The following is an 11,484-nucleotide window of genomic DNA, read 5'->3' on the forward strand; positions in this document are numbered from 1 at the left end:
CCACGAACCGTCCCACGGTGGACGATGCAGCGCGAACGACGCTCCCGGAGACTCGACTCCCGGTTGCGCGATCGGTTAGAACATAATCGGAACATATGTGGCGCTTGCCCCGAGGACAGTAGGGCCGCTTTCTCCGGTCCCGCGCGCGCACTCTTTCTGCAAGCCATCATCGGATCGTCGGAATGCGGCCATGTGCACGGTCGGTTGCGAGCGTTCCGGAACCGGAAGGAGCATGCATGACCAGGAGGATCAGGAACTTCGTCGACCGCGCCTTTTCCCGGACGGTGGACCTCGAGCTGCTGCGCCGGTTGCTCGATCCCCATCTTCCGCAGATCGGCCTCGACTGGGATGGCCTGCCGGAGGACGAGACCGAGAGGCGCAAGCAGATCTTCGATCTCTTCGCACGCGCCGACCGCCGGTTTCCCGCGAAGCTGCAGTTTGCGCTCTACAACATCTCGACGCTGGCCACCGAGGCCGGGGCGCGGATCGTCCAGGAAATCGCCGCCGAAGCGGGCGTCGACCTGCTGGCGGGCCTCCGCCGCGAGGGCGAGACGGACGACCGACGGTTCACGCCGCGGTTCATCGCCCTCGCGGCCTATCTCGACCACCGTCCTGTCTTCGACCGCGCGCTCGGGGCCGCAGCCTTCCTCGCCCACTCGTCCAAGCTGGAACGCGATGCCGAATGCGCGGACACCGAGCTTCGGCACGACGCCCCGGAGGTGCAGGCGGCCTTCGCGGAGGCCGTCCGGGTCTGGTTCTCGGGGCGCTACGAGGGGCATTTCTGCGAGGTCCACTGGTTCGACGAGGACGACCTGCTGCGCATCCTGGTGCTGCACGGGACGAAGGCGGAGACGAAGAACGTGGACCGGGACGGGGCCGAGGACACGGTCAAGTTCCACGAGATCGTGCAATCCACCCTCGAATACGACCGTCGGCGCGGCGCGATCGCCGTAGGCTCCAAATCCGTCCCCGATGCGAAGAAGCTCGCCCGTATCTTCGGCGAGCACGTCATGGGCGATGCGGATATCTTCGAGGCCTCGGCCGCGGAGGAGCTCTACAGCCTCGCCCCGCTGCAGGCGGCGGGCGCGCCCTTCGCGTTCCGCCCCGATCCCGAGGGCGACATCGCCCATGTGGCGCTGCGCGAGATCCGGATCGACGAAACCGCGCGGACCGCCGCCGGTCGTCTGCGCCGGTCGCCATGGACGATGACGCTGCGGGACACGGAGGATGCCATCGCGCGGCTTGCCCGCGTGGCCCCCGAGATCGACATCGCGGATGTGCGGATCGTGCACGCGAAGATCGATGACCATCGAGGTGGACGGCAGCGAAACCGTCGTCCCCGTCACCATCCGCCCGCCCCGGACGCTCTCGATGCGCGATCACTCCCACGAGCGCCCGATCCTCGACATGCTGGAAGACCATGACATCCGCAAACGCCGCCCGTCTCGCCGCACTGCTGCTGCAGCTGAGTGACCGGCACCCGATCCCTGCGCTTGCGGGCTCTGATCTGGAGGACGTCGAGCCGCGGCTCCTGCGGTCGCTGCGCGCGGGGGATCCTGGTCGAACGGGCAGACCTTGGGAACACGGGCGACACCGTCATCTGCGCCGATCCCGAGGGCGGGCTCGTCGAAGTCGATCCCGAGACGGGCGAGGTCGTTCGCCTCGAGGACCCGCAGAGCGTCCGGCACCACGATATCGACCTCGCGGCGCTCTGTCGCGAGATCAGGACGCAGTCCGGCCTGACAGGGCCCGGACCCTTCGAGATCGCGTCGCGGATCTGGCGACTCGGCCGCCATGGCGCCGAGGCCCGAGCGGCGGAGGTTTGGCTCCTGCGCGGGTTTCGGGCGAACAGGGTGCAGGAGGTTCTGGATCGCGTTCGCGGCGCCATCTGGGCCGATGTCCCCGTCATCCTGGTGTCCCTCTGGGGCTGCGATCTGCCCCCGGCCGCCCTGCGCCAGATCGAGGGGGCGCGCTGTGCCGTCCGGCGCGGGCAAGGCCAGCTCGGTCCCCGGCCCGCGCAGGGTGCACAGAAGCCGCGCCCGCGCGCGATCGACATGGAAGCGACGGCCATGCATCGGTGGCGATCGCCTCCAGCCGCACATCGACCGCCGCCGTGCCCGTCAGCCGGCCGAAGACGACGGCGAGCGCCCCGAGATCGGCGGCCAGCCCGCGCCGCTCCGCGCCCGGAGCGAGGCCCGCGATGCCGCAGGCCGCATCGACCGCCGCGCCGACCTGCGGCACGCCAAGCCGCGCCCAGAAGCGCGGCAGCCGTCCGGGCGGAAGCGCGTCGAGCCAGGGGCCTAGCGCTTCGGGCAGCCCCCGCCGCCAGACCGCCGCGGCGCCCCGCCGATCGCGATGCACTCGATCACCGCGAGGTCGCCCGCATCGACCAGCACCACCGCCCCGCGCGCGGGGTCCGAGATCGCCACGCGGTCGCCCGCCACCGCGATCATCGGGCGGATCACGCTGCGGTCCATCGCATAGGCCGCCGTCACCTCCGGCGCCTCGGCCAGGATCGCGCCGGTCAGGGCCGAGAAGCGCAGAAGCCGCCCGTCGGCCAGGATCGCAAAGCCGACCTCGCCCGTCCCGGTCAGGGCGAAGGCCATGCGGGGCGCGGGAAGGGCCGTGAAGCGGAAATCCCCGTCCCCGGCCGTTGGGTCGAGGACGACGAGGTGATCGGGGCCGAAGTTGCCGACGAGCGCGAGCGTCGCGCGGGGGCTGAGGAGCTGGCGGATCATGCCGCCCTGCGGGGCATCGGCCGGATAGGGCACGAAACGCGCCGCGGGCGGGATGGCCGCGGTGTCGAAGATCGCCACGCCGTCCTCGCAGCCGAAGGCGATAAAGGGTCCGGCCTTGCCCTCGCCATGCAGGTTCAGGCAGTCGATCCGCAGAACCTCGGCGCCTTCGGCATCGACGAGGGCCAGCGCATCGGGCAGCCCTTCGCCCTCGGGCGCGACGGTGAGGATGGTCCCCGCGCCCACCGGCACGGCCACGCCGTGATGCGGCTTGCCGGTCTCGAGGACCGCCAGCGTCGCGCGCCCCTCGGCGTCGTGCAGCGTGGCCGTTCCGGTGCCGTCCCAGAAGATCGCCGCCCGGCCGCCGCCGGTGTTGAAATGCACCGGCACCTCGCCCGAGAGCGCGGCATCGGTCAGGGCAGGGCTGTGCAGGACGACGGCCTCATGGTCGCCGTGGTCCTCGGTCACGCGGCCCGTGTCGATCAGCCGCACCGCGCCCGCCGCGCGGCTCAGCGCCCAGACGTGCCGCCCGTCCGGGCCGAGGTGGAGGCGCGCGGGGGAGGGCAGGTCGAAGGCAGCGCGCACCCCTTCGCCCGGATCGGCGACGGTGACGCGCCCGGCCTCGGCATCGGCGACGATCAGGCGGTAACGGGCCGCGTCGTCATGCCTGGGCCGCTGTCGTGCGCCAGCGCCGGGGCGGCCAGCAGCAGGGCGACGGTCGGCAGCAGGTGTTTCATGGCAAGGCTCCTCAGGCGGCGCTGCGCTGGCCCCAGGCCGGGAAGGGGTCGGGCAGGCCCGCCCAGGCTTCGGGGGTAAAGTCGTCCTCGGGGCCGAGCGCGGCATCGAGGCGGGCGCGGATGCCGGCGATATCCAGCCCCGCGCCGATGAACACCAGTTCCTGCCGCCGGTCGCCCCAGGGGTCGAGCCACTTGCCCCGCACCTCGGCCAGCGCGCCGGGATGCGTGGGCCAGCGCTCGCGCGGGACCGCGGCCCACCAGCGCCCCAGCGGCGCGACCGAGGAGATCGCCCCCGCTAGGCTGAACTCGGCCACCCAGTCGGGCCGCGTGGCGATCCAGAAATGCCCCTTGGCGCGGATCGTGCCGGGCAGATCGCCGTTGAGCACGTCGTGGATGCGCTGCGGGTGGAAGGGCCGGCGCGCGCGATAGACGAAGGAGGCGATGCCGTATTCCTCGGTCTCGGGGGTGTGCTCGGCGAAGCCGTAGAGTTCCTTGGCCCACAAGGGATGCTGATGCGCCCGGTCGAAGTCGAAGAGCCCGGTATCGAAGATCGCGGACGGATCCACCCGGGCGAAGTCGGTCTCGATCAGGCGGACATTGGGGTTGAGCGCCCTGACGATCCGGCGCGCCGCGTCCGTGCGTTCGGGCCCGGCATCGGTGACCTTGTTCAGGATCACAACATCGGCGAATTCGATCTGGTCGGTCAGCAGGTCGACCAGCGTGCGCGTGTCGCCCTGCCCGAGCGACTCGCCCCGGTCGGCCAGGAAGTCGTGGCTCGAGAAGTCGCGCAGCAGGTTCGCTGCATCGACCACCGTCACCATCGTGTCGAGGCGGGCCACGTCCGACAGGCTGGCGCCGGCCTCGTCGCGGAAGTCGAAGGTGGCGGCCACGGGCAGGGGCTCGGCGATGCCCGTGCTCTCGATCAGGAGGTAGTCGAAGCGCCCCTCGGCGGCGAGGCGGCGCACCTCGGACAACAGGTCGTCGCGCAGGGTGCAGCAGATGCAGCCGTTGGTCATCTCGACCAGCTTCTCGTCGGTGCGGCTGAGCGCGGCGCCCTCGCGGATCAGGTCGGCGTCGATGTTGACCTCGGACATGTCGTTGACGATCACCGCTACCCGCCGCCCCTGGTTGTTGAGCACATGGTTCAGCAGCGTCGTCTTGCCGGCGCCGAGGAAGCCGGAGAGCACGGTGACGGGAAGGCGCGGGTCGGGCGTGGTGGCCTCGAAAATGTTATAGTGTAACAAGGCGCCTACACCGTGCGCCGACTGGTGGCAAGCCATCGCCCCTGACCGGAGCCGTCGCTGCCGGCCCGGCGCCCGAGCGGCCATCCTACCGGCCGGTCGGGCGGTAACAGAGGGGCCGCCTCCCCAAGACAGCGGCGATCACGATGGGGCCGGCGCGCCCATGCCCGCCTCACTGGCCCCGGCGGCGGGAGCGACGAGCAGGCCGAGAAGCGCATCGCGTTCCGGCGTCTACGCGTCGCGGGCGATCAGCACGACCCTCCACGAATGCCAGGCCCCGGCAGCCCGACACCCGGAGTGCCGTCGTCACGAAACGAGATCCTCCGGACATCGAAGCGCGTCGGTTGAACCACGTGACGACGATGGAACCGGTCTCATCGTAGAAGCCGTGCAGAGGCCAACATGCGCAATGTGAAACTGCTGGGGCAGTGCCTGTCCGCCCGGGCCCTCGACCGTCAGGGTGCGGAGTTCCAGGTGCGTGTCATTCGAGGGCTCTCTCCGACCGGTGGCGTTCGCCCGCTCATTCCCGATTGGCCTCACAGCGCTCGGCATCCCCCTCGCGGAGGCCGTGGAACATCTCTGTCATGGCAGGGGGAACCTCGGCAACCAGCCGCTTGTGCAACGGAGCCCTGTCGAGACACCACCTTGCATTTCTATCCCTAGTAAATTAGTCAGACTCCAGCGGGTTGCGATCAAGTGTGGCATGGCGTGAGCGAACCGAATCCCTTGGAGACCGGGCCCAGTCTTGCCTGCCGCGATCTTGTCTCCGGCTATGGCAGGATAGCTATTGTCCGCGGCGTCAACTTCCACGCACGGCAAGGGCGACTGACCGCCCTCGTGGGCCCGAACGGTTGCGGCAAGTCCACGCTTCTCAAGACACTGGCGAGGGTGATCAAACCCAGCACCGGAACCGTCGAACTGGACGGCCGGCCGATCCATGCTCTTCCGACGCGGGAGGTGGCGCGGCGGTTGGCGCTCCTGCCGCAGGGTCCGGTCGCGCCGGAAGGACTGCGGGTCCGCGAGCTGGTGGCGCAGGGGCGCTTTCCGCATCGAACGCTGTTGCGGCAATGGTCGCCCGCCGACACGGCGGCCGTGGCCGTGGCCATGGACCGGACGAACCTCGCGGAACTGGCCGAGGCGCCGGTAGAGGGCCTGTCGGGCGGGCAGCGCCAGCGGGCCTGGATCGCCATGGCGCTGGCGCAGGAGACGCCGATCCTGCTGCTCGACGAGCCTACGACCTTTCTCGACCTCAAGGTGCAGGTGGACATCCTGACGCTCCTGTCCCGGATCGCCCATGAAGAGGGGCGAACGGTCGTCGTCGTGCTGCACGAGATCAACATGGCTGCCGCCTTCGCCGACCGGATCGTGATGATGGCCGGGGGACGGATCCTTGCCGAAGGCGCGCCGCGGGAGGTGGTGACGCCCGAGACCCTGGACCGCGTCTTCGGCCTTGCGGCGGATGTCCTGCCCGCGCCGCGCGGCCGCTATCCCGTCTGTATCCCGGCGCGGCAATTCGATCCGTTACAGCGCCTTCCGACGGCCGCCGAATGACGGCCCACGCCGCGACCCATGCCGGACCGGGCGGGCGCCGCGCCGCCGCGCTGGCGGGTGCGCCGCTGCTTCTGGGCCTGCTGGTGCTGGTCTTCCTGTGGCACATCGCGGTGGGGGCCAAGCCCATCCCGCTCGGAACCGTGCTGGCCGCGCTGACCGCGCCCGAACCCGGCAACTTCGACCATGTGGTGATCCGCGACCTTCGTCTGCCGCGCGCGGTCTATGCCGTTGCGGTGGGGGCAAGCCTGTCGGTCGCCGGCGCGCTGATCCAGGGGGTGACGCGCAACCCCCTGGCCGAACCGGGGCTCCTGGGCCTGATGGCCGGCGCCTCCGTCGCGGTGGTCCTGTGGGTGGCCCTGCAGGGGCCGGGGGGCAGCGCGGCGTTGCCGCTCGTCGCCGCGCTGGGCGCGCTGGGCGGGGCGGCACTGGTCTGGGGCCTCGCAGGCGCCGCGCCGGGGGGCGTGCAGCCCCTGTCGCTGATCCTTGCCGGCGCGGCGGTGACGGCTTTCCTCGGCGCCATCGTCACGCTGGCGCATCTGCTCGACGAGCAGAGCTTCCAGTCGCTGCGCGTCTGGCTCAACGGCACCTTGTCGGGCCGGTCCTGGGAGGTGTTCCTCTGGGGCCTGCCGTGGTTCGCGGGCGGCCTGGCGCTGGCCTTCGTGCTGGCCCGGCAGGTGACGGCGCTGGCCATGGGCGAGGAGGTGGCGGCGGGGCTCGGGGTGGATGTCGCGCGGCTCAAGGCGCTGGCCCTGGCCGCCGTGGTGGCGCTGACGGCGGCCTCGGTGGCGCTGGCGGGGCCGCTGGGCTTTGTCGGGCTGGTCATCCCGCATGCGGCGCGGCTCTTCGTCGGGGCCGACTACCGGCTCATCGTTCCGGTCTCGGCCGTCATCGGGGCGATCTACCTGCTGGGCGTGGATATCCTGGCGCGCGTGGCGCTTGCGCCGCTCGAGATCGCCACAGGCCTTGTCACGGCGCTGGCAGGCGGGCCGGTCTTCGTCTGGCTGGTGCGGGCGCGGCTGTGAGCGCGGTCTGGCGCGTCGCGGCCCTGCGCGGGGCCATCGCCTTCGAGGCGCCGGTGCGGCCGCTCCTCGTGCTGGCGCTCCTGGGCGCGGCGATCGCCGCCACGGCGCTGGCAAGCCTTCTGACCGGATCCTACGGACTGGCCTGGTCCGAGGTCGCCGCGCTGCTGGCGCGGCCCGAGGCGGGAAGCATGGGATCGACCGTGGTCTGGGAATTCCGCTTCCCGCGGCTTCTTGCCGCGCTGCTGACCGGGGCCATGCTGGCCCTGTCGGGGGCGATCCTGCAGGGGATCACGCGCAACCCGCTTGCCGATCCCTCGCTGGTCGGGGTCAGTCAGGGGGCGGCGCTGGCGGTGGTGGCGCTGATCGTGCTCTGGCCGGGTGCGATGCCGGGCCTGCGCCCGGTGGCCGCCTTCGGCGGCGCCATGGCCGTGGCGGCGCTGATCCTGTCGCTGTCGCGCGGCGACGCGGGCGGTGCCACGCTGCGCTTCGTCCTGATGGGGATCGGGGTCGCGGCCTTCGTCTCGGCTGTGACCGGGGCGATGCTGACCTATGGCCGGCTCGAGGCGGCGCAGGCCGCGCTCGGCTGGCTGGCGGGCAGCCTGCATGCGGCCGGCTGGGGCGAGGTCCGGGTGCTGGCGCTTGTCCTGCTGGGCCTCTGTCCGGCTCTGGTCTGGGCGGGACGGCCGATCTCGGCCCTGCGTTTCGGTCCCGAGGTGGCCACCGGACTCGGCCTTGCGGTGCAGCCGGCCCGGGTTCTGCTCGTGCTGCTTTCGGTGGCGCTCGCCGCGGCGGCCGTCTCGGCCGTTGGGCCGCTCGGCTTCGTCGGGTTGGTCGCGCCGCATGTCGCGCAACGCCTCGCCCGATCCGGGCCGGGGCTGCACCTCGTCCTGTCGGCGGCGACCGGCGCGCTGATGGTGGGGCTCGCCGATCTGATCGGGCGGGCCGCCTTCGCCCCGCTGCAGATCCCCGCGGGCCTCGTCACCGCATTGGTCGGGTCGCCGCTCTTCGCGCTGCTGATCCTGCGCAGTCAGAGCCGGCGCACTCTTTGACCCTGCCGCCGAGAAGGCTCTTGCAAATCCGACTGAAACAGTAAACAATAAAGTCCGATGCCCAGCCAGCCCTCGGCGCGCCCGGCCCGTTCCCCGACAAACCGTGGATCTGCCGATGCGTGCATTCCTGACTTCGCTTGTGCTCGCCGCAAGCGTCGCTCCCGCGGTCGCCCTGGACTGTCCCGACGGCACCCGGACCGTCCTGCATCCCCTGATCGAAGGCGGCGGCGCCTGCGTGCCGGTCGGGGCGCGCATCGCCTGGGTCGAGGCCGCCGCCGTGAACGCCTGGCTCCTCGGCGCCCCGAGTGTGACCTGGAACATCTATCTCGATCAGTTCCGGGCGGCCTATCCGGGTGCCTTCTCCGAGGCCGACCGCGCCGGCGCCGTGGATATCGGCCGCCTGCCGGAGGCGGACTTCGAGGCGATCGCCGCCGCAGCCCCGGACCTGTTCGTGTCGGGCGATTTCTGGCCGGAGGAGAACGCGCGCCTCGACCGCATCGCGCCGGTCGTGGTCATCGACTATGAAGGACAGGCCCCCGGCTGGCGAGAGATCCACACGGTCGTCGCCGCCATCCTCGGCAAGGAAGCGGCGGCGGACGAACAGCTCGCCGCCTTCGACGCACGTTTGGCGGACCTGCGAGCACGCCTCGGGCCGGATCCGGGCAGCTTCGCCATCGCGCGCATGATGGACAGCGGGGGCCAGATCCAGGTCTTTACCGAGATGAACTTCGGTGCGCAGCAGATGCTGGCCGCGGGCTTTGCCATGCACGAAGGGGTCCTGTCGCCGGACGAGGCCGCCGCCTTGAACCGGCCCTACTGGTATGCGCTTTCGACCGAACGGCTGGGCGACCTCGCCGCGGACTGGCTGGTGGTCCTGCCAGGCTGGGATGCCGCCGTCGAGGAGGCGCTGAAGGCCTCCCCGCTCTGGCAGAGCCTTCCCCCCGTGGCCGCGGGCCGTCTGATCGCGCCCGCCGGCGAGGGGCAGCACTGGATCCGCGACAACGTGGCCTTCGCCCATCTCGTGCTGGACGAGATCTACGACCGGATCCTCGGCCTTGCGCCGCCGCCCGTGCCCAATCCCTTCGGCGGCTGGCTGGCGGGGAACTGACCCATGCCGCGTCCGTTGCCTGTGGTCCTCGCCCTGATTTTCGCCGGCCCCGCCTTCGGGCTGGACTGCCCGTCAGGGCAGCGCCCGTTCGGCCATCCGGCGGGCGAGACCTGCATCCCTATCGCTCCGCAACGGATCGTCACCCTGTCGGACCAGAACGGGCTGCTGCCGCTCCTCGAGCTCGGCATCGTCCCGGTGGGCAGCGCCGGCCATGCCGCGGCCGACGGCACGCCCCTGTTCCGTCGGACCGAGGGCTTCGACACCTCCACCGTGGTCCATGTCGGCAGCTATCAGGCCCCGGATCGCGAGGCCGTGGCGGCCCTGGCTCCCGACCTCATCATCGCGACCCCCTGGCCGGAGGGTCAGGTCGAGGCCTTTTCCCCGATCGCGCCGACCATCGTCTTCGATCCCTTCGGCCAGCCGCTGGATGTCGCCCTGCTGAACCTCGCCGATGCCGTCGGCCGCAGTGCCGAGGCCGAGCGGCTCCGGGCCGATCTTCGGGCCCGGGCCGAGGCCCTCCGCTCCCGGATCGGCGGCCGGCTGACGAGCGTCAGCACCTCGTTCATCGCGCCGCAGGACGGACGCAGCTTCTGGCCCGAGACAGGCGGTCAGGCCGCCGGATTGGCCTTCCGCCTGCTGGGGATAAGGCGGGTCCCGGCGCAGGAGGCGCTCGCGCCCGGCGAAGGGGATGAGCTGGGCTTCGAGGCCCTGCCGGAACACATGGGCGACCTCCTCTTCGTGCTGACCTACGATGGCGAGGGAGCCGGCGCCACGATGGCGGCCTTCCTCGCCGATCCGCTGGTGCAGGCGCTGCCTGTCGCCGAAGCCGACCAGATCGTCGAGATCGTCGGGACCGAAACGGTCGGGGCCGCCTGGGGCAAGGCCCGAGCCTTCATGGAGGCCTTGGCCGCGGCGATGTCCCGACCCGGCCTGCGCGACGACCTGTTCATCGAGTGACCAGACCCCTCCGCCGCGACCACCTCATCCCGACCTCGCGCAATGAATGGACCCAGAACGATGCGACTTTCCCTTGCTCTCGCGCTTGCCCTTTCGTCAGCCTTGCCGGCGCTTGCGCAGGACTTCCCGCTGACGCTCGACACCAAGTTCGGGCCCGTCACGATTCCCGATCGGCCCGAGCGGGTGGCCACGCTGGACTATGGCGGCGCCGACAACCTCCTGGCGCTCGGTCTCCAGCCGCTGACGGCGCGCAGCTGGTTCGGGCCCTTCGAAGACGGCTACTGGCCGTGGGCGCGTCCCTTGGTTGACTCCGAACCCGTGATGATCGGCGACCCGATCGACTTCGAAGCCATCGCTGCGACCGACCCCGATCTCATCATCGCCGTCAACTCCGGCATCTCCGAGACCGATTTCGCGCGCCTCTCGGCCATCGCTCCGGTCGTTGCGACCGCGCCGGGTCTGGGCGATTTCGAACTCGACTGGAGGGGCCGGGCCGAGAGGGTCGCCCTGGCCACGGGCCGCGAGGCCGAAGGAGCGCGCCGGATCGCGGAGATCGAGGAGCAGATCGCTGCCCTGGCCGAGGCGCATCCCGATTGGCGGGGCCGGACCTTCGCCATGATGACCTTCTGGGACGGTGCCGTCGGCCTCTACACCGCGAGCGATCCCACCGTGCAGTTCCTCGCGCAGCTCGGGCTCGAGCCGCATCCCAAGGTCGTGGAGATCTCTCCGCCGGGGGCCTTCTACCTCCAGATCTCCGAGGAGATCCTGCCCGAACTCGATGCCGATCTCGTCGTCTGGTACGAAGCGCCCGGCGACCCGGACGTGATGGCGCTCGCCGGACGGCAGGGCATGCGGGCACCGGCCGAGGGCCGCGAGATCTTCCTGTCGCTCGACAGCGAGGTGAATGGGGCGATGTCCTACGGATCGCTCCTGTCTTTGCCCTTCCTGCTCGACCGTCTCGCGCCGATGCTCGACGCCGCGCTCGACGGCGATCCCACAACCCCGATCCCGCTGGAGTGATCCCGATGCGACCGATCCTTGCCGCAGCGTTCGTCCTGGCTGCCGCGCCCTCTCTGGCGCAGGA

At 71.1% G+C, this 11,484-nt stretch carries 10 protein-coding genes and 2 pseudogenes; 8 read left to right on the plus strand and 4 right to left on the minus strand.

Annotated elements, in window-relative coordinates; all coding sequences use genetic code 11:
* Positions 1 to 236 precede the first annotated feature (236 nt).
* Positions 237 to 1,424 (plus strand): hypothetical protein, encoded by a 1,188-nt coding sequence (locus GT358_RS15715; RefSeq protein ID WP_166583586.1) that lies wholly within the window; start codon positions 237 to 239, stop codon positions 1,422 to 1,424.
* Here the strand turns inward: GT358_RS15715 and GT358_RS16920 are convergent.
* The 4 genes and pseudogenes from GT358_RS16920 to GT358_RS15730 form a co-directional block, all read right to left on the minus strand.
* Positions 1,380 to 2,102 carry a DUF1826 domain-containing protein gene (locus tag GT358_RS16920; RefSeq protein WP_371416313.1) on the minus strand — a complete coding sequence of 241 codons (723 nt, stop codon included), beginning with the start codon at positions 2,100 to 2,102 and terminating at the stop codon, positions 1,380 to 1,382. The genes GT358_RS15715 and GT358_RS16920 overlap by 45 nt on opposite strands.
* A gap of 25 nt (positions 2,103 to 2,127) precedes the next feature.
* Positions 2,128 to 2,361: pseudogene (locus GT358_RS16925) on the minus strand (DUF1826 domain-containing protein); the annotation flags it as partial.
* On the minus strand, positions 2,301 to 3,320 hold the full coding sequence (locus GT358_RS15725; RefSeq protein ID WP_166583588.1) for a hypothetical protein: 1,020 nt from the start codon (positions 3,318 to 3,320) through the stop codon (positions 2,301 to 2,303). The pseudogene GT358_RS16925 and the gene GT358_RS15725, both read right to left, overlap by 61 nt.
* Positions 3,321 to 3,483: 163 nt before the next feature.
* A complete protein-coding gene (locus GT358_RS15730) occupies positions 3,484 to 4,716 on the minus strand; it encodes a GTP-binding protein (RefSeq protein ID WP_243730939.1) in 1,233 nt (410 codons plus the stop codon).
* A gap of 254 nt (positions 4,717 to 4,970) precedes the next feature.
* On the opposite strand from GT358_RS15730, the pseudogene GT358_RS16885 reads away from it, so the two are divergent.
* The 7 genes and pseudogenes from GT358_RS16885 to GT358_RS15760 form a co-directional block, all read left to right on the plus strand.
* Positions 4,971 to 5,196 (plus strand): annotated as a pseudogene (locus GT358_RS16885) (IS5/IS1182 family transposase); the annotation flags it as partial.
* A gap of 225 nt (positions 5,197 to 5,421) precedes the next feature.
* Positions 5,422 to 6,264, plus strand: coding sequence for an ABC transporter ATP-binding protein (locus GT358_RS15735; RefSeq protein ID WP_371416314.1), 843 nt, complete (start codon positions 5,422 to 5,424; stop codon positions 6,262 to 6,264).
* Complete coding sequence (locus GT358_RS15740; RefSeq protein WP_166583590.1) at positions 6,261 to 7,286, plus strand: iron ABC transporter permease; 1,026 nt, start codon at positions 6,261 to 6,263, stop codon at positions 7,284 to 7,286. The genes GT358_RS15735 and GT358_RS15740 overlap by 4 nt, the downstream gene beginning before the upstream one ends.
* Positions 7,283 to 8,335: a FecCD family ABC transporter permease gene (locus GT358_RS15745; RefSeq protein ID WP_371416315.1), complete on the plus strand. Its 1,053-nt coding sequence runs from the start codon at positions 7,283 to 7,285 to the stop codon at positions 8,333 to 8,335. The genes GT358_RS15740 and GT358_RS15745 overlap by 4 nt, the downstream gene beginning before the upstream one ends.
* A 115-nt stretch (positions 8,336 to 8,450) precedes the next feature.
* A complete protein-coding gene (locus GT358_RS15750) occupies positions 8,451 to 9,443 on the plus strand; it encodes an ABC transporter substrate-binding protein (RefSeq protein WP_166583591.1) in 993 nt (330 codons plus the stop codon).
* 3 nt (positions 9,444 to 9,446) lie between these two features.
* A complete protein-coding gene (locus tag GT358_RS15755; protein ID WP_166583592.1) occupies positions 9,447 to 10,400 on the plus strand; it encodes an ABC transporter substrate-binding protein in 954 nt (317 codons plus the stop codon).
* Positions 10,401 to 10,460: 60 nt separating this feature from the next.
* On the plus strand, positions 10,461 to 11,420 hold the full coding sequence (locus tag GT358_RS15760; RefSeq protein ID WP_166583593.1) for an ABC transporter substrate-binding protein: 960 nt from the start codon (positions 10,461 to 10,463) through the stop codon (positions 11,418 to 11,420).
* Positions 11,421 to 11,484: the final 64 nt, after the last annotated feature.

This window comes from Rubellimicrobium sp. CFH 75288, from assembly GCF_009904055.1.
GTDB lineage: Bacteria > Pseudomonadota > Alphaproteobacteria > Rhodobacterales > Rhodobacteraceae > Rubellimicrobium.

Bases quoted from the DNA above. Each gene is read 5' to 3' on its own strand.
- GT358_RS15715 (WP_166583586.1), top strand. From the start codon at position 237: ATGACCAGGAGGATCAGGAACTTCGTCGACCGCGCCTTTTCCCGGACG.
- GT358_RS16920 (WP_371416313.1), bottom strand. From the start codon at position 2,102: ATGTGCGGCTGGAGGCGATCGCCACCGATGCATGGCCGTCGCTTCCAT.
- GT358_RS15740 (WP_166583590.1), top strand. From the start codon at position 6,261: ATGACGGCCCACGCCGCGACCCATGCCGGACCGGGCGGGCGCCGCGCC.
- GT358_RS15750 (WP_166583591.1), top strand. From the start codon at position 8,451: ATGCGTGCATTCCTGACTTCGCTTGTGCTCGCCGCAAGCGTCGCTCCC.
- GT358_RS15755 (WP_166583592.1), top strand. From the start codon at position 9,447: ATGCCGCGTCCGTTGCCTGTGGTCCTCGCCCTGATTTTCGCCGGCCCC.
- GT358_RS15760 (WP_166583593.1), top strand. From the start codon at position 10,461: ATGCGACTTTCCCTTGCTCTCGCGCTTGCCCTTTCGTCAGCCTTGCCG.